Raw genomic sequence first — 21,195 nt, forward strand, 5'->3', positions numbered from 1 at the left:
TTAAACACATTCGATAATAAACTTTAAAAATTTCGGACAACGGATGCTTGTTAAGCGCAATGTTTTTTTAAGATTTGTTGTGTGGCCTTTCATGAACTACCGAAAAGCAACGCTTAACTGTCACGTTAATGAACCAGTTTTATCTGCATCAAGGACATTCTTCAGAGCTTACTGGTTTTCCACACATCAGCGAAATCGCTATTCGAAAAAACACCAGTATCCAACTTGATTCGTTGGTCTCATCGATCGTGAATGAGATCAGAATATATTATATCCTTGACGGTAAATTTGATTGGAGTATTAATGAGCGCGCTTATGTACTCTACCCAGGAGACCTGGCGATTATCCTTCCTGGACAAAAATTCGGTGGCACGAAAGGCTGTATGGATATCGGTACGGTATGTTGGTTGTCTATTGGTGTTGAACGTGTCGAGCAGCAGAGGAAGATAATATTCGGGACATGGAGCGGACTATCGGAGACGGAGAGTCTTACAATCGGTAACATCCTGCAGCTTAACAACACATCGGTATTGGTTAGAATGAAGGATGCGTTTACGATCATTCAAACCATCAAAGATGAATTGTCACAACAGGAAATAGGATACGCAACACGTGTGAATCACCTCATCGATGAACTGCTGATTTTAGTTGTACGGCAATCAACGCACCAGATGAATTTGCGTAGAGACTTTCCACAAACATTTACTAAGCTAGAGCAAACGCTACGGCAAAACCTCGCGCATCAATGGACGGTTGAAGAGATGGCCGCGTTGATTGGCTTAGGAACGACTGCGTTTTCAGAGAAGGTTAAGAATTACACAGGATTCTCGCCCTTAAACTACTTGATTAACATTCGTATTTCCGAGGCAACCAGGTTGTTAAAACAACAAGAGATGAATATGACAGAAATCGCTCTGGAAACTGGCTTTTACTCCTCGCAACATTTTTCGACAACTTTTAAGAAGCTTACTGGATATACACCTGTGGAATTTAGAAAGAAGAAATGATAACAATTAATCGAAGGAATATGGAATGCATCATTACGATTGAACTTGGAACAAATGCTGTACGTGTATTTGCGTTTGATCTCGCGGGAAATGTCGTAGCCTCCTCGAAGGGTTCATATCCAACATTTCATAGCCAGCCAGATTATAGTGAACAGGATCCTGAACAGATCTTTATCACCATGCTGTATGTACTCAAGAATTTGATCACAGAAAAGTTGCATCCGAAAAGATACGATGTCCGTTCAATTTGTTTCCTGGCTTCGATGCACAGTCTACTCGCCATCGACAAGCATGGTGTGCCTCTGGGTAATCTCATTACCTGGGCGGACAATAGGGGTAAGAAGGAGGCGAACGAATTGAAACATTCGGACTTAGGTAAACTGATTTATAATGCAACAGGCACGCCGATCCATCCCATGTCGCCGTTGGTAAAGATCGCGTGGGTGAAGAATCATGACCCTGAGCGTTTTAATAAAACGTTTAAGTTTCTGTCAATGAAAAGTTATATCCTTCAACAGCTTACAGGCGAGTATGTGATCGATTATAGTTTAGCTTCTGCAACGGGACTATTAAACATTCACACCATTGGTTGGGAATCTAAGTCGCTCGACTTTGCCGGTATTAACTCTGAACGCTTGCCTGAATTAACCTCTGTGTTTAGTTCTCCTGGTAAACTTCGTAAGGAGTTTCAAACGTCATTGGGTTTATCGCCGGACACACGTATAATGATTGGTTCAAGCGACGGTTGCATGGCAACATTGGGAGCAGGTGTTTGGCGTGAAGATAAAGCAACAGTGACGATCGAAGACAGTGGCGCGGTGAGAATTGTGGGCAAGGAAGTTTTGAAAGACGAAAAGCAGCGATTCTTTAATTACCTGATCACTAAAAATTGTTATGTCTCGGGCGGACCCACCAATAACGGTGGCGTTGTGTTCGAGTGGTTTGCGAAACAATTTGGCGATTTTAGTGTCCCTTTCGATACGGAGCAGATCATGGAAGGTTTAATACGAGACGCGGCGAATGTCAACGCGGGATCTGACGGACTAGTGTATTTACCGTATCTCCTTGGCGAACGGGCTCCACTTTGGAATGCGAATGCACGCGGGTCTTATTTTGGAATCAATATTAAACACGAACGATCTCACTTCATCCGCGCAACAATCGAAGGTATCTTATACGAGGTATACAGCATTGGAAAAATACTCCAAGAACATCGAGCGATCAATAGCCTGTCCGTTAACGGTAGCTTTGCAACGATTCCCTTTTGTACTCAGCTAATGGCGGATATATTTAACAAGCCTGTTCATACTGTGGCGAACTTCAGCAGCGCCGCGAGAGGAGCGTTTCTGCTCAATGCGATCGACATGGGCATATACACCGACCTTGAAGCTGCCGCTGGAAGTACACCTTTCCAGGAAACCATTTATCCAAGACAGCACGATCATGCTACCTATGCAAAGTACTTCAAGATTTTTGAAAAGCTTAGTGTCAAACTTGAAGAAGAATTTGAAGAGATTGCCAATTTGCAACAGGGTGGTGAGTAGTGGTCATCTTGTTATCGTAACTTTTTGTTTAAAATTCAACGGCGTTGATTTTTGGTATTCGATCTGTGCAGAAGTACGCAGTTTAACGGTTCCGCAAATTTGTGTCGCTGTGAATGCTATCGTGATCACTTTCCTCATATGATTAAGAGTGTTTAATCGATCTGCGTTCAACATCACAATTTGCCAACCCGTAAAATATCAAACATGTTAACACAATTCTCCTTACTCGAAAAAGGTAAAGCATTGCTATTTGCTTTATCACTATCCGTCACAACAGTTGCCTACGCGCAAGATGGTACGATATATCCATTGGAAACGCCTGCGGAGCCAAACGCAATTCTACTAGGCACTGGAAAAGTTGATGGCCAAACCTCACCTGAAACATGGTTTCGCCAATGGGGTGATCCTATGGCAAGAAATATCTCGACAGCGACATTGACACCTTTTCTGCCGAAGCCCGGAAAAGGAAACGGTGCGGCCGTGATTGTAGCACCTGGTGGCGGCTTCAGATGGCTATCCCTAAGCAATGAAGGTTGGGAAGTAGCACAAGCATTGGCAGATCGCGGTATAGCTGCCTTTGTTCTCAAGTATAGGTTACATCCAACACCAGCTTCGCTCGATGGTTTTAAGGAATCCATGAACAGAACATTCGCATCCGCAGCGGCGCGCCCTGCTGATGCACCAAAAACTGAAACACCAACAGCACCTCGCTTTGATCTTTCAAACCAACTTAAAGATGCGGAGGCAGCGTATGCGATGATTATCAAGAGATCGAAAGAATGGGGTGTAGACACCGCGCGATTAGGGATGATTGGATTCTCTGCAGGCGCAGGTTTAACAATGCATTGCACGTTAAACTCCAAAGCGATGGAGCTGGATTTCATCGGACCAATCTATGGTGGTATGGGGGCCGTTGAAGTTCCCAAAAATGCACCACCAATGTTTAACGTCATTGCTACAGACGATTTTTTGTTTCGTGGACAGTTCGGTGTTATCGATTCTTGGTACAAGGCAGGAAAGCCGGTTGAGTTTCATTTGTATCAAAACGGCGGACATGGCTTTGGTCTCGGAAATCCAGATCGCACAAGCAATCGCTGGTTTGATGCATTTATTCATTGGTTAGATGTCAATGACTTTTTAGCAGCACAAGGCGTGAACTGATCACACTTGCGCCCGAGTCTACAGCGCGACCGTTAAAACGACTCATCAGTTTAACTTAAATTATTCATTCATATTAAACCTAGTTCATGGTAAACAACGTTCCTGAGAAAATAAAAGTCTCAAATACGCTCTTACCGTTTTTAGTTGTGGCAACTGTGTTGAGCTGCGGCAAAAAGGATAGTCATGATACGGAAACAGTAGCGTCTCAAGCTGATTCTGTAGCGAGTAAAAAACACGCACCGATATCTCAACCCTTGGTGAGTCATATTTTCACAGCAGATCCTTCAGCACATGTTTTCAACGGAAGAATTTATGTATACCCGTCGCATGATATTGATGCTGGAACTCCCGAGAATGACAATGGAGATCATTTTGATATGCGCGATTACCACGTTCTCTCGATGGATTCCATCGGGGGCAAAGTCACAGATCATGGCGTGGCACTATCCGTGAATGATATTCCATGGGCAGGTAGGCAACTATGGGCACCCGATGCGATGTTTGTCAATGGTACTTATTATCTCTACTTCCCAGTAAAAGATAAGCAAGATATTTTTCGAATAGGTGTAGCGACGAGCAAAAGCCCTGAGGGACCTTTTGTAGCAGAGCCACAGCCAATACCAGGAACCTATAGTATTGACCCCACAGTTTTTAAAGATGATGATGGTTCGTGCTACTTATATTTCGGTGGAATTTGGGGAGGGCAATTGCAATTGTGGGACAACAACAAATTCAACGAGAAAGGACAACTGCGTAAACCTGAGCAACAGGCGATACTTCCCCGCGTAGGCAAACTGGCCGCAAATATGAAACAGCTAGACGGCGAAGTAAAAGAAATTAAGATTGTAGACGATCAAGGGAAAACATTTTTAGAAGGTCAGAATGATAAGCGCTTTTTCGAAGCAGCGTGGTTGCATAAGTACAATGGAAAATACTATTTCTCTTATTCAACGGGAGATACGCATTTTATCAACTACGCGATAGGCGATTCACCGTATGGACCATTTACGTATAAGGGCGTAGTCTTAAACCCCGTTGACGGTTGGACGAATCACCATTCAATTGTAGAAGTAAATGGCAAATGGTACATTTTTTATCATGATGTGCAGTTATCTGGTAAAACACACTTACGCAACGTTAAAGTTGCTGAGCTCAAGTACAATAGTGATGGTACTATTCAGCCGCTAACAGCTTATAGTAATTGAGCAGGGTAATGTTATTCGGTAAGAAAGAAATAACCACAATCGATGATGTATCAGGTAGAAATTTGTTTTTCATGGCGTCGTACTGATGGGTAGCATCGTCGATTGTGATGCGATGTGCTCATTCGAGTAGCCCATCGCATGACCGAACAACAAACTTTAATTGAGGCACTCTTCGCGATCCAAAAGTTTGAGCGTACACGCGAAAGCATGAGTGAGTTTACGGGCATGTCGCTGGCATTCGGGCCCGAAAAATTGGCAGTTTGTCTAGGTATACATTCTGACTATTTTTCATTTTTTTTCGTAAGGCATACCGTTTGTTTGTCGCGTTTAAAAATATCATTGGCAATGAAACGCTCAACAGACAACGACAGTTCTTTCGTCGAGATTCTTGAAATGATAGGAGAGAATCTAAGACATTTTCGTAAAGAGAAAGGTTTTAGAAGTCATGCTGATTTTGCTGCTAAATATAAGCTTCCATCCATTCATTACTGGCGCATGGAGAAAGGGAGAACCAACATGACGCTAAAATCGCTTCACCGCGTTCTCAGTATCCACAGCCTTACATTAGGCGATCTTTTCAGTAAACGTATGGCTAGAGCTCATCAGATCTCCGATGTGGCAAGTAGAAGAAAGCGTCGTGGTAGATGATATGACTTTCATGTTTATTCAACACCTGTGTTTTTCTAAAAGCACTATATTGCGCCGCATTATAGTCTGCTAAGTCAAGTGATCCGTACATTTTTTTGCATTATCCTCTTTCAATTATTTATAGTCATAGGCTACGCCCAAATCAAGGGTAAGGTCGTTAAGATATCCGATGGTGATACGTTCACGGTGTTGACGGCAAGTAATGAAACAGTTAAGGTAAGATTACATGGAATCGATTGTCCGGAGAAATCGCAAGACTTCGGACAAGTAGCGAAGCAACATCTGTCGAACCTTATCTTTAACCGCCAGGTGAAGATCATCAAAAAAAATGTCGATCGATATGGCCGTGTAGTGGGCGTTGTATTTGCGGATACGATCAACGTAAACGAGCATCTCTTATCGTCTGGGTTAGCATGGCATTTCAAGAAATACGATACCAATCCGGTTTGGGCAAAACTGGAGACGAATGCAAAGTCTAAACGTCTCGGCCTATGGTCGATGAGCAATTCCGTTCCGCCCTGGATGTTCCGGAAGAACAAAACGAAAAGCATCAAGTAGACTTCGCTTCGGAGAGATTCTGCTCCTCAATGCATGCCTGTGATTTGCATACAACCTTCAGGGGTTTGCATACATCGTTCAATTTCGTGCTGATGATCTTTGTATCGTTAATTTTTAATTGATCGATATGAAAACAACAACATTAGGGCGTCAGGGTTTGAATGTTCCCGTTATCGGCTTAGGATGTATGGGTATGACAGGTTTTGAGGAAGGCAATATGTACGGGCCGTCTGATGAGCAAGAGGCTATCGCAACGATACATCGGTCGCAAGAACTCGGGGGAAATTTCTTGGACACCGCTGACCTTTATGGCCCTTTAAAAAATGAGCAGCTGATTGCGAAAGCGATCAAAGGAAATCGCTCGCAATACATCCTCGCCACGAAATTTGGATGGGAGATCAATGATGCAGGGAAAGTTACATGGGCAATCAACGGCAAGAGGGAATATGTTAAGAAGTCGGTAGAACGCTCTCTTAAAAATCTTAATACAGATTACATCGATCTTTATTATTTGCATCGATTGGACAAAGATACACCCATTGAAGAAACAGTAGGCGCGATGAGTGAGTTGGTTAAAGAAGGCAAGGTTGGATATTTAGGATTATCGGAAGTTTCTTCTGAGACGATTATCCGCGCACACAACGTTTACCCGATTACGGCGGTGCAGAGTGAATACTCTTTATTCGAGCGCACCGTGGAAGAGCGGGGTATTTTGAAAACACTTCAAACACTTGGTATTGGTTTCGTTCCCTATTCACCGCTAGGTCGTGGATTTTTAACGGGGCAGATACGGAGCATTGACGATTTGCCGAAAGATGATTTCCGAAGAGGAATTCCGCGATTTCAAGAGGCACATTTTTATAAGAATATTGATTTGGTTAAAGCCATTGAGTCGATGGCGTCAGAAAAAGGTATTACGTCGTCGCAGTTAGCATTGGCGTGGAGTGTAAGCAAAGGATTTGTGCCCATTCCGGGAACCAAGCGTAGAAAATATTTGGAACAAAATATCGCTGCTGCCGCCGTGCAACTCAGTGAGGCCGATCTCGCAACGTTGGAGCGCATTGTACCACTTGGAACGGATACAGGCAATCCATATGATGCGTTTAGTATGAACCTGATCGATTAAATATTGGTTGTGAAGTAAGAAGCCGAAAAACGAAACCATGAATACCATTCGTACCGTGTCAGAATTTCACAGGTTGCTCAGTTTACCAGCGCCACGACATCCGTTGGTGAGTGTGATTAACTTAACGGAAAGTGTTTTTTTAGAAGACGATGTTTGGAAAGGTTTTGTGAACCAGTTTTACTGTGTTGCCCTGAAGCGTGATGCCAAGGGTAAGATTAAGTATGGCCAACAACATTACGATTATGATAAAGGCGTTTTAAGCTTTACGGCACCCAATCAGGTTCAATATCTCGATCTGCAGACGATAGAATGCGGATCGGGATATCTGTTGATTTTTCATCCCGACTTTCTGCTCTCTCACACACTTGCCAATACCATAAGTCGTTATAGTTTTTTTTCATACGCCGTAAATGAGGCGCTTCATCTTTCGGCGGAAGAAGAGGAAAATCTCATTACGATACTCAATCGAATCGATAGCGAGTGCAGACACATCGACAAACACACGCAGGAGATCATTCTGTCACAAATTGAGTTATTGCTCAATTACTCAAATCGGTTTTATGAACGCCAGTTTATTACGCGGAAGAATAATAATCATCAGCTGCTGGTGAAACTTGAGCAAATCGTTAAACAATACTTCGATTCGGATATGTCGGCCAAGCGTGGACTACTAACAGTGCATTATCTGGCAGAGCAAATGAATTTGTCTCCCAACTACCTTGGTGATTTGCTACGTTTTCACACAGGACAAAATGCGCAGCAACACATTCATGAAAAGCTAATTGAGAAGGCAAAGGAAAAACTTACGACAACAACATTGTCTGTTGGTGAGATTGCGTTCCTGCTTGGTTTCGAGCATCCGCAATCGTTTAGTACGTTATTCAAGAAAAAGACCAGCTTGTCACCGATTCAATTTCGGGAGTCGTTTAACTGAATTCAGCCGCTGTTCGAAAGTTGTGTACCGGGCCATCTTTCGTAAGGCGCTGATTTTCTGATCCAATATTCGGGAATTCACTTTTTTGTTTTACTTTTGTTCAAGGCTTCCTTGTGTTGGAGAGAACCAATGACTGCCTCGGACAGGATCACTTCCTGTCTTTTTTTTGTCCGCCATCGACTGCGAGCATCGAGTCCGACTTCAATGCATTCACTTATCGTGCAACGTTTAAAGATGCAGGTGTTTTATCTTCTTCAGTTTGGTGTTGCATCATCTCCTGTAGTACTAAGCTGTAGCGTGTTAAGTCAGCGAATGTTCCTTCATCGATAATGTTGCCATTTTTTAAGATGTAAATGTAGTCGAAGTATGGAAGGAGATGTAGGCGATGCAAGGAAGAGACTACGGCTTTGTCTGCGAATCGTTCGAATAGGTTTTGATAGAGTAACCTTTCTGTTTTGGGGTCAACACTACTCGTAGGTTCGTCCATGAGGATGATGTCGCTGCTCTGAGCCGCAAGAATGCCTCGCGCCAATGCAAGCCTTTGACGTTGTCCTCCCGATAAGTTTGCACCTTTCTCATGTAAGAACGTGTCGAGTCCGTTGGGCAGTTTGTGAAGTACGTCGAGTAATTGGGCGTTCTCACATGCCTTGAGAATGACTTCTTCGGAAAACGGTAGCCCAAGCGTTATGTTATAGCGAACGGTGTTCTCAAAAATCTCAGGTTCCTGCGGAAACAGCATTACCGCAGAGGCAATGTCGCTAAATGGAATGTCGCCGTAATTATTGATCACGACGTGCGATCCTGGTAATGGCTCATGCAAGCCACGCAGTAAGCTCAGCAATGTACTCTTACCACTTCCGCTTTCGCCGATCAGCGCTATCTTTTGTCCTTTTTCGATCCGCATATCAAGTGCATGAATACCAGTGCCTGTTCTTTCGCCAGCGTTCTCACGTACAAAATTCAAGTTTGAAATCGACATTTCCTTCCAGAGATCAGGTAGGCGATTATCCGACGTCTTGAGAGGATACCTCATCGATGCTTCTTCGAGGTCTCTTGCATTTTGAACATCAGTGTCGAATTTTACAATTTGCGTGTATTGCGCCGCGATGTCATTAAAGACACTCGTGAATTGATTGACATACCCAAGCAAAATAATAAGTCCACCAATCATAAAGGTCTCTCCGGGTACTGCGTGTTGGTAAATGTACCCGACGGTTATCACCGCATAGATTAGTCCAACCATCATTTGGGCAACGAACCACTTCCACTCATTGATCACGACATTCCGCCTAAAAGGAGGATAGACGTTTTTCACTTTCGACATGAATCCCGTTTTCATGCTCTTCTCAAGTCGTAAAGTGATTACCGTAAGAATGTTTGAAAGGCTGTCAAAAAGCGTCGACGATACCTCGTTTTCTTTCTTGTTAACTTCTTTCAATGATTTAATAAACTGTACATCGAATTTCATGATGATAAACACCGTGATGATTCCAAGTAAAACACCAATAGATCCAAACAAGGGCGAGAAGTAGAGCATGGCGCCAAACGAGAATACAAATTTGCCAATGGAGTATAAGTATATGAAGCCGTTTTGGAAGAATTCACGCAATGCTTCATGCGCTTTGCGGAGTTTGCTGATCGTAGCGCCGCTGTGATTTTCTTGATGCCATTTCATTGGCAGGTGCAGCACCTTCGTGTAAAGACTCTCGAGATAGTTTTTTGAAATGTTAAACGCGAGCTTTCGTTCCATCACACGCGCCGGACCATGGAAAGCCCATTCAATAAGCCGTAGGCCAAGAAAAGAGGCTGCGTAGATCCATCCTGTCGAAAGTGCGTCTGCGCCATGTTGCTGTATGTCGTTCACAAACCAGCCGTATAGAATCGGATTAAGCGCAACGATGATATTGGCAACAACGAACATCGTGTAGATGAAAATAAACCGGCCTTTCTGATCTGATGTGTATTGCCAAGCCGTTTTTAAGAGAGCGAAATATGGGTTGCGCATGACCGTACTTTCTGAGGATACAAATTTCTGGTTAATCGATGGGAAATGAAGTTTAACTTCTGCGCTATTATTACATTCATCGATAAAAGCAAGCTGATTGAAGCCTAGCCTCTTTGAGATTTTTTGTTCACTGCAAATACTGACCCTTTGAGGATAGGGAAGTTGTTTTATTGGATGATCACCCTGGTGGTGCCGAAGCAATAGAATGGATTTGAGTCAAAAGAGGTGTAAGCGCATGTTCACTGCTTTCGATTGCATGATGTTGGAATGGCAAATTGACATTTGATCGTCACCGGATTAAGGATCAATGACACGTTATCACCGTACTACGCGTGAAATGGTCGTCCGGCGTTCGATAGAAAAAGATGAAAAGTATTCGAGAAAGTTTAGCAACTGAAATATTGCAGAAACTTGGCGGCGTGACGAAATATTACATCGATAGTTCTAACGATATCGCTATACGCTTTCCTGTATTTCAAGCAACGGCATGTAACGTTCTTTAATCACGTTAAAGTGCCAGCGTTGGTGGCCCGCGATAATGTAGCCGACGATGCGAACAGAGTAGGGGCCTTTGAATCCGATTCCGACGCGCTCCAACATGACGTCGTCAAAGCTATTGAACATTTTGATGGTGGCTTTTCTGACCAAGAGCGCTTCTTCTAAAAGGTCTTCAAGACTTCGCTTGCTGGCGTTGGCATTTCTTCCGTACAGCTCCTCATCAAAAGGGAGCGCATTTTGTTCACCGCGTGCAAAAGACAAGGCGCGATAACAGAAAACTCTTTCCGTGTCGATCACGTGTTGCAAGATGTCATGAAGGGTCCACTTCCCTTCGGCATACACGCGCTTTCCGAGCGCATGCCATGTTGATAGTGGCAAATTTTCCAGTTCCGTTAAACTCTGTTCAAGCGCCGTTTTCAAGCTCACGTCATCAGTAAGATTGACGTAACGGTCGAAATATTCTGGAAGGGTAAGCTGGGAACGTGTGATCATGGTTGCGAATGCGTTTGTAAATAATAACGTAAGACAAAGTAACAGGACTTCAATTGCCGAAGTCGGTCAACTTGCGGACATTTTCAGCCAACGGATTTCAGTAGCCGCGTAACCTGTTTTTCGCTTTGAAGTCCCACACGATTAGCAATTTGTTTTCGCGACAAGTCGGGACTTTTGATCAGCGATTTGATTTTTTCCAGGCGGACATTGGTGATAAATTGATTTACCGTAACACCGGTTTCTTTCTTAAAAAGTCTGGAGAAGTTTCGCTCACTCATGTTGGCGCGTGCGGCAAGATCAATCAAATAATGTTTTCGATCGAGATTCTCAATCAGATAGTCTTGTACTTTGTGGATGCCGTGATGGAAGTGATCACGATACTGGAAGTATACGCTTTGCTGGGAGTGCAGCCCATCACGACGTTTATAAACGACAAGCTCGCGCGCGACCCTATGGGCAAAGTTTCCGTCTGTGTTTTTTTCTAGAATATGCAACATCAGATCAATACCAGAAGCAATGCCGGCGCTCGTGTAGATGTTGTTGTCGAATGTATATAGTACATTCTCCTGTACGCGCGCGTTTGGAAAATTAGTTTGAAGTTTTTCGGTCACGTCAAAATGGGTCGTGCATTCGATACGGTTGAGCAGTCCGGATTCCCCCAAAACAAACGCGCCGACACAAATACTGACCAAGAAAACATTTGCCTCGTGAACATCGCGTAGCCATTGAAACAATGCTTTGTTTGTTTTAAACGCCCGCGATTGAAGATGCTTGACTCGCGATCCAGGAATAATGAGGTAGTCGCCTTTTTTAAGTTTTATCTTAGAAAAATGGGTGAGATTGTTGATGCCCAATCCGGCCGAAGATGACACGGCCTCGTCTATGCCACAGTATTCGATCTGGAAATCAGCACCCAGATCAATCGCTTCGCCAATAACCTGGTTAGGTCCGGCGAGATCCAGTAAATGAACTTCTGGTAAGATCAGAAATGTGAATTTCTTAGGCATGGTAAAACATTATGGTCGTTTATTTCAATTGATAGATCCTGACGTCCCAGGTTATTTTCGCGTCCTGATGTTTTCCAATGATGGTGACTTCGTCAAGCGATTGAAACAAGGTAGCGGTTGTTCGCCAAAGTTTTGCAACCTGCCGCCGTTCGGAAATCTCTGGAATACGATACATCGAGATGATGATCAGTCCATTTGGTTTGAGAAAGTCTTTGTATCGTTGAAGTGTCTGTTGGTAATCCAGATAATATAGAACTTCATTGAAGATGATGACATCGAATTTCTCATCGGTGGTGAAATCTTCGGCACTCACGGCAATCGCGCGGATGTTCTTTTTTTGCTTTGCTCGCGCAACCGCGACAGCGCTAATGTCAATTCCGAGATAGTTCGATTGTTGTTCTGTACTCAGCACTTGGAATAGCGTACCGGTTCCGCATCCAACATCGAGTATTTGTCCTTGGGGCCGCAGGTGAGCACAATACATGGCTATAACAGCCGATCGATTTTTCTCAATTGGTTCTTCGATAAAATTCCAATCGCCGGCTTCATAACCGGCTTCCCATGATTCTTTTGTGCTGTCGAAAATAATGCTCATGTTCTCGTGCCTCGATAGTGTTCCCTAAGTCGCAAGGTAACAAGTAATAGGATGATTTGTATCAAGGCGGTAAACGTGATACGGTAGGTGAGGAGGGATGTGATATTAAAAAAGGTCCCCCGAAGAGGACCTTTCGCTAGATGACAAACCCAAATTATTTGCCCGTAGTCTTTGTTGATGTGATGTTTTTGATGAAGTCTACTTCGTATTGATGATACGGTGTTCCATCCGTACGGAAGATATCGTGGAACCACAGCGGTGGCTCGCTCACGTATTTTTTCTCCCAGCTATCCCAAGGATAAATCGTTTGTGATTTACCGCTAACAAATCCCCAATTGTACGCGCCCACAGCATGTTTCTTAGCAACGGGTAACACACCCTGAAATGTGCTGTTGTTTCCGCGCGCCATGTATTCTGTACAAAGGATTGGTCGGTTATACTTCTTCAAGAATGCAACTTCCTGTTCGAAGTTCGTTTCATCAGAATAGTTGTGAAATGATATGATGTCGGAATTGTCGAGTTGAATCTTCTCGATTGGTTTTAATTCTTTATTCCCATTGAATTCGAGTACCCAGACACCACATGTAAGCGGTTGAATAGGTTTTTGACTTCTTACCCATTCGAAAACTTTTGGTAACAGCGCGATAACCAAATCAACTTTTCTTGGTGATTCAACGCGTTCATAGGAAGTACCCGTCATGTTATCAGGTTCGTTCCAAACGTCCCAACCTAAAATGCGGATGTCATTCGCAAAACGTTTCGTAACCGCTTTTACATAAGCTTCGAGTCGCGGATATTGTGTCGGATCTTCCAGTGCTTTTCTTCCAGGGCTTTGTACCCAGCCCGAGTTGTGTACATGTGGCATTGGGTCGCGTTGTTTACCTAGCTCCGGATACGGATTCCAAACTGAGTCGAAGAATACAAAGAGAATTTTGATGTGATGTTTATCCGCAACAGCGAGGAACTCATCGATACGTTGTAGGAATGCCGTCGCATTTTGTTGGTATAATAAATCGTGAAGGAATACACGCATCGTGTTCATGCCGATACTTTCAGCTAACGCGAATTCTTTGTCTATCGCTTTAAGGTCGAATGTTTCCGCTTGCCACATCTCTAATTGATTGATCGCATAGGCAGGGGCGTAGTTTGCACCAACAGGCCATTGAACTTTTTTATACCAATCATTGGCTTGTTGCTCTGTCCATCGCTGTCCAAAGCAAAGTGATGTGACGAAGGTTAAGATTAATACAAGTTTTATTTTCATGAACGTTAAATTTTCAAAGGTTGCAATTGCGTGTACTATATTTTGTGTTACAATTGGTGTACTATTCTCCTGATGGTACTGGTTGCGGGCTGTTTACGTGCACTGGTGTTCCGAAATTCGGTGTGCCGTCATTGTTCCAAGTAAAGCGTTGCGCGCGCACATTGCGCTTCGGACTACAACCGTCTCCGCTATTGGTGTTGGCGTGGTAAATAATCCAGTCTTCTTTGTCATCGACAGATTTAAAGAATGCATTGTGTCCTGGGCCATACGCTAAATTTTGTGGCGACTTCGTGAATACAGGTTTGGTGCTTTTTGTCCAATCTGATACTTCCATTGGATCGCCATCAACTTTTAATGTGAGCATGCCGAGTTGATAATCGTCTGTCCAGCAACCACTCGCTGAGTAGACCATAAATACTTGTCCGTCTTTGTTTTTTAGAATCTCAGGCCCTTCATTCACAGGCCCACCATGTACTTCCCACGACAGTTCTGGTGCCGTCAGCATTTTTGTAGGCGTCTTCAACGTCCACGGGTTTTCCATTTCGGCGATGTAGATATTTTGATTCTGAACGGAGATGTCGGGGCGACCGCTCCAGAGAAAATATAATTTTTCTTTGTACTCCAACACCGTTCCATCGATCGACCAGAAGTCGGCATCGCTTGCAAAGATTCTTCCTTTGTCTACCCAAGAAGCATTGAGTGGATTGGCATTTTCATTTTCAAGCACCCATGTACGTTGTGTTTGATCGGGACCTTTTCCAGCCGTGTAGTAGATGTACCACTTGTTGTTGAGGAAGAACATTTCAGGAGCCCACAGGTTTTCTGAATTGTCTTTGCCTGCTTCTGGCTTGAATACTTGATGTCCTGCGACCGACTTCAATTGCGAGACGGCTGTTGTTTTCCAAAGTTCAATACGATTGCCGAGTGTATGGGTGTAGTAATAAAATCCGTCTTTCTTGATGATCCATGGATCTGCGCCGGTAACGAGTGGATTCACAAATCTTTTCACCGTAGGCGGCTCCGGTGTTGGATCGGAAGCGTTACTTCCGCACGAGGAAATTACAAGAATCAACGCAAAGAGAACTTTGCTGATGACGCCTGCTGTCGTTCTTTGAATGTTAAAAAAATCGATGCGTGTTATTCTTTTCATGCTTGCAGAATGAGAAGACAGCGATACAGAACGCATCGCTGTCTTTTATCAATTAATACTTTGGATTTTGTTTCAAGTTTGGATTGATATCCAGATCGTACAATGGAATTGGCAACAACTCGTGTTTGCCGACGACGAAGTTTTCGAAGGCAGCGTCGCGGTCTGCGAGTTCCGGACCAAGATCACCCCAGCGGCTTAGGTCTTCCCAGCGATGGCCCTCGCCCGCAAGTTCAGTGATGCGTTCATGTTTCAGCTGCTCAAGGAATTCGTCATCTGAAAGATTAGGTTTTGCAGACGTGAGTGTTGCAAGACCTGCGCGTTGGCGTACCATGTCTACATACTTGTAGGCACTGGCCGTTTGAGATGTGCGGTTCAATGCTTCTGCGTATAGCAATAGCACATCGGCGTAGCGCAAGTAACGATAGTTGTTGCCAGAGTGGAATACTTCACCATTCATGGTTGCGTCGTTCAAGAATTTTCTCAGGTATACCGTGCGGTTTGTCGCAACACCAATCGGATCGTTTTCATCATCGGAATATTCGGTGTGAGAGGCCCATGTTTGGCCGTACACCATTGTAAATTCCGGACCGCGCACGTCCGTTGAATCATATAAGAATGAGGCTTCGATACGCGGATCTCTTTGGCCATTTGTTTGATTTTCTTCGAGCATTTCGTGAATCACCCAACGCTTGGCCTGGCCATCGGTAAATCCAATAGGGCGTGGTGCGAAAAACGGTGGCAGTGATGATCCATAGTTCAACTTATCGGGTGTGTTGGCGGGATTTCCGTCGCCAGCATCATTGTCGAATGCATCGTTTGGATTTACAGCATACTGCCATTCGAAAACGGATTCTGAATTGTTTTCAGTGGCTTCCAAGAAGTTGTCACGGTAGTTCGGAACAAGTGTGTAGATACTCTTTCCTTCACCTTCCACCAACCATTCTAACGCCGTTTTCGCAGCAGTATAGTTTCTCATTTGCATGTAAGTCTTGCCGAGCATCGCGTACGCAGCACCTTTTGTTACGCGACCACGGTTGTTGTCGTCGTAAGAAACAGGTAGCGCTCCCGTTGCTTCGTTGAAGTCGGTTGCAGCCTGTGCGTAAACTTCTTCTTGCGTAGACGTTGGCGGATAGTCGGTGGGCTTAGATGCATTTAAGAAGATAGGCACATTTCCAAAGTGCTGCGCGAGCGTGTAATAAAACGTTCCACGAAGAAACTTGGCCTCTGCAAGCAAACGTTGCTTTAACGTTTCATCCATGTCGATCGCCGGAACGCGATCCAGAACCTGGTTAGCACGGTTGATGCCGATGTAGCAATCTGCCCATAGGCCGGTGATCAATCCATCATTGTAGTTCTGATAATTGAACAAGTCGAAATAGTTTCTTATCCACGGGGCAGGACTCGTACTGAATGCTTCGTCGGAACGTACAATGGTGATGAATTGCATCCAACGACACATACTGGCGCGGTGTAGTGTACTGTACACTGCGTTTACGGATAGTTCGGCATCCGCAGCGGTCCTCCAGAACTGCTGTGTTGTAATCTGATTTGGGTTCTCGATGTCAAGTTCGTTGTTGTTACAACTGGTGTTAATCAAGAACATCGTAACAATGGCGATATATATTTTACGCATGGTAATTGTAGTTGAGGTTAGAAATCTGCTTGAATACCAAGTGATACAACGCGACTCGCTGGCCAATTGCCGGTGTCAAATCCGCGCGCGATAATGCTGTTACCTTGTACATCTGGATCAAGTCCCTTGTATTTCGTGAATGTCAATAGGTTTTGCCCACTGATGAACACGCGTACATTACTGAAGTTTATCTTGCTGAGGATGCTCTTCGGCACAGCATATCCTAATTCGATATTGCGTACGCGGAGATAGGAGCCACTTTCCAGCCAACGGTCTGACTGTGCTAAATTATTCGTAGATACCGTAGGATCACTTCCTTGGTTCACGGCTAGTCTTGGGTCGCTTCCGTTCGGATTTTGTTCTGACCAAGGATCGATGTCATTACGGAAGTTGGCAAGCTCGTATGAATCCAACACGCGGCGTACATCGTTGTAATTTTTATTGCCAAACACACCAACCAATTGAAGGTTTAAGCTGAATTGTTTGTATGAAACATTAAACTGTCCACCAACCTGAAGTTTAGGCCATGGTGATCCTGCATATTGTCTGTCGTCGTCATTGATTTGACCATCATCATCAGCATCAACATAACGAACATCTCCAGGTTTTGCGTTTGGCTGGATCATAATGCCTTCACTGTTGACATGCGCCTTGATTTCATCATCGCTTCTGAAAATACCGTCGGATTTGATCACGTACCACTGGCCGATAGAATGACCAACTTGCGCGCGGATGAAATTGAAAGGTTCGATGTAGTCTACTCTATTTCCTGATGCATCTTTTCCTCTATTTCCAACTTCTAATACTTCGTTCTTGATCGTTGTGAAGTTTCCGGTAATGTCCCACTTGAAGTCTGAGCTAGATGGTTTGCTTCGATACGTAGCAGAGAATTCTATACCGCTGTTAGAAATCGATGCTGCGTTAACGGCAGGGCTACCGCTTCCGCCGAGGTAGCTTGCAATCGGCAAGAATACCAATACATCTTCTGATACTGATTTATACCAGTCCATAGAAATAGACAGGCGATCGTTGAATAGCGATGCGTCCACGCCGATATTCTTTTGTGTTCTCGTTTCCCAGTGGATATCTGAATTCGTAATCAAAGATTGGTAAGCGCCTTGCGCCGGAATTTGATTTGTGCCGAGTACCGCGCGTGGGAAGGTATTGACCAATGACACATAGTCCCATGAATTCAATACGTCACTGAAACCAAGCTTACCATAAGAAGCGCGAAGTTTCAGGTCAGAAATTTGTGAAACGTTGAAAAACTTCTCGTTGCTGATACGCCATGCAGCGGCAACAGAAGGGAAGTATCCGGTACGGTAATTGGAACCAAAGCGTGAGTCCTGATCGATACGCCCCGTGAGCGTAAGCATGAAGCGTTCATCGTAGTTGTAGTTCACGCGGCCAAGGTATCCGTGTGCTCTCCAAAACATTGGCGTACCACCTGATGCAGAAGGTTCGCCGGTTGCCGAATTGATCGTTGTGAAGATTTGACCATTGGCTTCTGCTAAATCAAGTCTTCCACCACTGGTAGTTTGTCTTTTTTGCTCAGTGCGAACGAAGCCTACTACCGCGGCGATGTCGTGCTTGCCAAATACGCGATTGTAATTGAGTGTATGTTCCAAGAGGAAGTTTGTGAATACTTGGCGTGTTTCGTTTACGCTCGTGTGCGGCATTTGATTCGCGTAGCGCCAGATACCTTCATAACGAACATCTTTGAAATAATCGAAGCTTGTTTCTGCACCGGCATTAAAACGGTAATTCAAACCTTCGATGATATTCAATTGTGCGTAAGCGTTTCCGACGAGCTTCGCATAGTTGTATTTTACTTTATTCAGTTCACTGTTGGCAATGTAGTTTGAAGAATAGGAGGGAACGTCAGATGTACCCATTCCCCAACTTCCTGGGTTGAACGGTATGCCTGCATACTGCGGCCCGCGTACGCCGATGATAGGAAGTGATGTAGCGCTTTCGTAGAACGCGTTCACACCGCCACCAGGGTGGTTGCCGCGGCTGTTGCTCAACATGATGTTCTCGCCGAAAGTAAAACGACCCTTCTTCGTTTCAGAGTTTACGCGAAGCGATGCGCGATCAAAATCGTTTGCGATCAGCACACCTTTGTTTTTATAGTAACCTAGCGATACAAACATGCTACCGTTTTTGGAGCCTTGTGAAATACCGAAGTTGTAGTCGTGAACTTGGCCAGTTCTAAAAATCTCATCTTGCCAATCGGTATTAATCGTATTGTTAGCAATTTGGTCGGCGATACCAGTAGGTAACACAACCGCTGAATTTTGATACTGTTGACTTACGGTCTCGAGATATTTTGGCGCGTCCATAACATCCCATGTCTTCGGTAACTGTTGGATGCTGGAACGTGCAGAGAAACTAATTTTCGCTGGACCATCTTCACCTTTTTTCGTCGTGATGATAACCACGCCGTTACCTGCACGCGAGCCATAGATCGCAGCGGCAGATGCATCTTTTAATACTTGAATGGTAGCGATATCCGCAGGGTTGATCGTGACGTTGGCATCGGCCATCATTCCATCAATAACATATAGCGGAGCCGTACTTCCAAAGTTTGATACACCTCTAATTTCAATTGCTGCACCAGAGCCTGGCGCACCACCGTTACGAACCGATACACCCGGGATTAAACCTTGCAAAGATTCGGCTACAGACTGTGAGGTAATCTTGCGCGCATCCGACATCTCAACAACACCTGTGGCGCCAGTGAGATCTTTTTTCTTCACGGTTTGATATCCGATTACAACGACTTCATTAAGCGTTGCAATGTCGGTGATAAGCGATACATCGATTTGTGTGCGATTGTTGACAGCAACTTCTTGAGATGCGTATCCAATGAAGGATATCACGAGCGTTTCGTTTCCTGTTGGAAGTGAAATCGAGTACCGGCCATCGGAGTCGGTAGTAGTACCATTCGTTGTTCCTTTAACAACAACGCTGGCGCCAACAACAACTTCGTTTTGGTCGTCGGTCACCGTTCCGGTCACAACCAAGTTAGACTGTTGTGCAAACAGCTGGACGCTGATGAGCAGCGCCATTACCAGCGGAAGACAACATTGGATCATACTTCGTTTGTAAATAATCATCATGTGGTTTGGGTTAGATAAGTCTGATTTTGAGAGTATTATTAAGCATGAGAGGAGATACGCGATGTCGGGTATGCCTCGGGTATTGTTTAGTTTAAGTTTTCCTATTGCTGAAAGATCCGCGCATAGGCATGGCGTTGGCCTCTCAGGATTTTTACCAAGAGCTTAAATGGATTGGTGTGAGCAATGACTTGCTACGTCTGATGTCGACGAGCGAGTCAACTCCGAAAACGTTTGTGAAGGTCAGTTTTTCCGATCGAATCGAACGATCTGTTTTGTCTCAATATTCTATCAATTTGTCTCAAAACGCTGAAATCAGGGCGTTACAACGGTTGTGGTGGTCAAAATCGCTTCGACGACAATCGCGATTGCCTTCTAAGGTCGCCAACTTGAGACTTGTTGTTCAACGGGGCCGCTCTTTCCACTTTACTAAGAAGAATGGTGTGTCTTATGTCAATATGAGAATAGGAATGCGAGGACAGGAGCGAAGATCACCGCTGCTTGAGGTATTCGGATGGACTCATGCCGAACTGTTTTTGGAAATTTCGATTAAAATGAAGCGATGAAGCATAGCCCACCATTTCAGCGATCTCGTTGATCCGGTGACTACCTTCCGCCAACAAGTCGGCTGCTTTTTTAAGTCTCGCGATGTTAACCAGTTCGTTCGGTGTGAGATCTGAAATATCTTTAATTTTTCGATACAACGTTGGTCGACTCATGTTCATGTGTTGTGCTAAATGCTCCACGTCCAAATCGATCTCACTCATGTGTGTACTGATCACTGACTGAAGATCGTCAAGAAATTTTTCGTCGGCCTTAGAATATGCCAGCGATTTCATCATCGCCATGGGGGATTGAGCAAAGTATGTCTTGATCTTATTTTTGTTCGTCAATAAATTTGCGATTTGAACACGAAGATGTTTCGGTGAAAACGGCTTGTCGATATAAGCGTCTGCGCCGAGTTCCAGTCCCTCAATCTTTGACTGCAATGTATTTTTGGCAGTCAATAGAATAACAGCAACATGGCTATTCTTGAAGTCAGACTTTATTCGCTTACACAATTCGAAGCCGTCCATCACCGGCATCATCACATCACTGATTACAAGTTGAACACTCTCTTTGTCCATGATGTCGAGAGCTTCTTGTCCATTTCGCGCAATGAGTACGGTGTATTCATCAGCCAAGTCGTTCTGAATGAATTCAAGAATCTGGTCGTGATCGTCCACCAATAAAACTGTAGTCTTCATCG

General features: G+C 44.3%; 17 protein-coding genes. 8 read left to right on the plus strand and 9 right to left on the minus strand.

Features of this window, described 5'->3' with window-relative positions; all coding sequences use genetic code 11:
* The first annotated feature begins 128 nt into the window (after window positions 1-128).
* The 8 genes from DQQ10_RS21685 (at window position 129) to DQQ10_RS21720 (ending at window position 8,183) form a co-directional block, all read left to right on the plus strand.
* Window positions 129-1,007, plus strand: coding sequence for a helix-turn-helix domain-containing protein (locus DQQ10_RS21685; RefSeq protein WP_112749025.1), 879 nt, complete (start codon window positions 129-131; stop codon window positions 1,005-1,007).
* A gap of 20 nt (window positions 1,008-1,027) precedes the next feature.
* A complete protein-coding gene (locus tag DQQ10_RS21690) occupies window positions 1,028-2,551 on the plus strand; it encodes a gluconokinase (RefSeq protein ID WP_112749026.1) in 1,524 nt (507 codons plus the stop codon).
* Between the two features lie 204 nt (window positions 2,552-2,755).
* Window positions 2,756-3,712, plus strand: coding sequence for an alpha/beta hydrolase (locus DQQ10_RS21695; protein WP_112749027.1), 957 nt, complete (start codon window positions 2,756-2,758; stop codon window positions 3,710-3,712).
* Between the two features lie 86 nt (window positions 3,713-3,798).
* On the plus strand, window positions 3,799-4,917 hold the full coding sequence (locus DQQ10_RS21700; protein ID WP_112749028.1) for a glycoside hydrolase family 43 protein: 1,119 nt from the start codon (window positions 3,799-3,801) through the stop codon (window positions 4,915-4,917).
* A gap of 345 nt (window positions 4,918-5,262) precedes the next feature.
* On the plus strand, window positions 5,263-5,565 hold the full coding sequence (locus DQQ10_RS27790; protein ID WP_133259720.1) for a helix-turn-helix domain-containing protein: 303 nt from the start codon (window positions 5,263-5,265) through the stop codon (window positions 5,563-5,565).
* A 78-nt stretch (window positions 5,566-5,643) separates the two neighbouring features.
* Window positions 5,644-6,123 (plus strand): thermonuclease family protein, encoded by a 480-nt coding sequence (locus DQQ10_RS21710; RefSeq protein ID WP_112749030.1) that lies wholly within the window; start codon window positions 5,644-5,646, stop codon window positions 6,121-6,123.
* A 127-nt stretch (window positions 6,124-6,250) separates the two neighbouring features.
* The gene (locus DQQ10_RS21715) at window positions 6,251-7,249 is read left to right on the plus strand and encodes an aldo/keto reductase (protein WP_112749031.1); all 999 of its coding nucleotides are present in this window, start codon (window positions 6,251-6,253) and stop codon (window positions 7,247-7,249) included.
* 37 nt (window positions 7,250-7,286) lie between these two features.
* Window positions 7,287-8,183, plus strand: a complete 897-nt coding sequence (locus DQQ10_RS21720) for a helix-turn-helix domain-containing protein (RefSeq protein WP_112749032.1) — start codon at window positions 7,287-7,289, stop codon at window positions 8,181-8,183.
* Window positions 8,184-8,397: 214 nt separating this feature from the next.
* Here the strand turns inward: DQQ10_RS21720 and DQQ10_RS21725 are convergent, their stop codons facing one another.
* The 9 genes from DQQ10_RS21725 to DQQ10_RS21765 all read right to left on the minus strand — a co-directional run bounded on the left by DQQ10_RS21725 (window position 8,398) and on the right by DQQ10_RS21765 (window position 21,193).
* Window positions 8,398-10,188, minus strand: coding sequence for an ABC transporter ATP-binding protein (locus tag DQQ10_RS21725; RefSeq protein ID WP_112749033.1), 1,791 nt, complete (start codon window positions 10,186-10,188; stop codon window positions 8,398-8,400).
* Between the two features lie 456 nt (window positions 10,189-10,644).
* A complete protein-coding gene (locus DQQ10_RS21730; RefSeq protein ID WP_112749034.1) occupies window positions 10,645-11,178 on the minus strand; it encodes a DinB family protein in 534 nt (177 codons plus the stop codon).
* A gap of 83 nt (window positions 11,179-11,261) precedes the next feature.
* On the minus strand, window positions 11,262-12,185 hold the full coding sequence (locus DQQ10_RS21735) for a GlxA family transcriptional regulator (RefSeq protein ID WP_112749035.1): 924 nt from the start codon (window positions 12,183-12,185) through the stop codon (window positions 11,262-11,264).
* 19 nt (window positions 12,186-12,204) lie between these two features.
* Window positions 12,205-12,780: a class I SAM-dependent methyltransferase gene (locus tag DQQ10_RS21740; RefSeq protein WP_112749036.1), complete on the minus strand. Its 576-nt coding sequence runs from the start codon at window positions 12,778-12,780 to the stop codon at window positions 12,205-12,207.
* Between the two features lie 154 nt (window positions 12,781-12,934).
* Window positions 12,935-14,044, minus strand: coding sequence for a glycoside hydrolase 5 family protein (locus DQQ10_RS28500; RefSeq protein ID WP_112749037.1), 1,110 nt, complete (start codon window positions 14,042-14,044; stop codon window positions 12,935-12,937).
* Between the two features lie 61 nt (window positions 14,045-14,105).
* The gene (locus tag DQQ10_RS21750; protein WP_112749079.1) at window positions 14,106-15,194 is read right to left on the minus strand and encodes a glycoside hydrolase family 43 protein; all 1,089 of its coding nucleotides are present in this window, start codon (window positions 15,192-15,194) and stop codon (window positions 14,106-14,108) included.
* 52 nt (window positions 15,195-15,246) lie between these two features.
* The gene (locus DQQ10_RS21755) at window positions 15,247-16,827 is read right to left on the minus strand and encodes a RagB/SusD family nutrient uptake outer membrane protein (RefSeq protein WP_112749038.1); all 1,581 of its coding nucleotides are present in this window, start codon (window positions 16,825-16,827) and stop codon (window positions 15,247-15,249) included.
* A gap of 17 nt (window positions 16,828-16,844) precedes the next feature.
* Window positions 16,845-19,949 carry a SusC/RagA family TonB-linked outer membrane protein gene (locus DQQ10_RS21760; RefSeq protein WP_245970495.1) on the minus strand — a complete coding sequence of 1,035 codons (3,105 nt, stop codon included), beginning with the start codon at window positions 19,947-19,949 and terminating at the stop codon, window positions 16,845-16,847.
* Between the two features lie 488 nt (window positions 19,950-20,437).
* The gene (locus tag DQQ10_RS21765; RefSeq protein ID WP_112749040.1) at window positions 20,438-21,193 is read right to left on the minus strand and encodes a response regulator transcription factor; all 756 of its coding nucleotides are present in this window, start codon (window positions 21,191-21,193) and stop codon (window positions 20,438-20,440) included.
* Between the last annotated feature and the right edge of the window lie 2 nt (window positions 21,194-21,195).

This window comes from Pseudochryseolinea flava, from assembly GCF_003286915.1.
Taxonomy (GTDB): Bacteria; Bacteroidota; Bacteroidia; order Cytophagales; family Cyclobacteriaceae; genus Ohtaekwangia; species Ohtaekwangia flava.

Bases quoted from the DNA above. Each gene is read 5' to 3' on its own strand.
- DQQ10_RS21685 (WP_112749025.1), top strand. From the start codon at position 129: ATGAACCAGTTTTATCTGCATCAAGGACATTCTTCAGAGCTTACTGGT.
- DQQ10_RS21690 (WP_112749026.1), top strand. From the start codon at position 1,028: ATGGAATGCATCATTACGATTGAACTTGGAACAAATGCTGTACGTGTA.
- DQQ10_RS21695 (WP_112749027.1), top strand. From the start codon at position 2,756: ATGTTAACACAATTCTCCTTACTCGAAAAAGGTAAAGCATTGCTATTT.
- DQQ10_RS21700 (WP_112749028.1), top strand. From the start codon at position 3,799: ATGGTAAACAACGTTCCTGAGAAAATAAAAGTCTCAAATACGCTCTTA.
- DQQ10_RS27790 (WP_133259720.1), top strand. From the start codon at position 5,263: ATGAAACGCTCAACAGACAACGACAGTTCTTTCGTCGAGATTCTTGAA.
- DQQ10_RS21715 (WP_112749031.1), top strand. From the start codon at position 6,251: ATGAAAACAACAACATTAGGGCGTCAGGGTTTGAATGTTCCCGTTATC.
- DQQ10_RS21720 (WP_112749032.1), top strand. From the start codon at position 7,287: ATGAATACCATTCGTACCGTGTCAGAATTTCACAGGTTGCTCAGTTTA.
- DQQ10_RS21725 (WP_112749033.1), bottom strand. From the start codon at position 10,188: ATGCGCAACCCATATTTCGCTCTCTTAAAAACGGCTTGGCAATACACA.
- DQQ10_RS21730 (WP_112749034.1), bottom strand. From the start codon at position 11,178: ATGATCACACGTTCCCAGCTTACCCTTCCAGAATATTTCGACCGTTAC.
- DQQ10_RS21735 (WP_112749035.1), bottom strand. From the start codon at position 12,185: ATGCCTAAGAAATTCACATTTCTGATCTTACCAGAAGTTCATTTACTG.
- DQQ10_RS21740 (WP_112749036.1), bottom strand. From the start codon at position 12,780: ATGAGCATTATTTTCGACAGCACAAAAGAATCATGGGAAGCCGGTTAT.
- DQQ10_RS28500 (WP_112749037.1), bottom strand. From the start codon at position 14,044: ATGAAAATAAAACTTGTATTAATCTTAACCTTCGTCACATCACTTTGC.
- DQQ10_RS21750 (WP_112749079.1), bottom strand. From the start codon at position 15,194: ATGAAAAGAATAACACGCATCGATTTTTTTAACATTCAAAGAACGACA.
- DQQ10_RS21755 (WP_112749038.1), bottom strand. From the start codon at position 16,827: ATGCGTAAAATATATATCGCCATTGTTACGATGTTCTTGATTAACACC.
- DQQ10_RS21760 (WP_245970495.1), bottom strand. From the start codon at position 19,949: ATGATGATTATTTACAAACGAAGTATGATCCAATGTTGTCTTCCGCTG.
- DQQ10_RS21765 (WP_112749040.1), bottom strand. From the start codon at position 21,193: ATGAAGACTACAGTTTTATTGGTGGACGATCACGACCAGATTCTTGAA.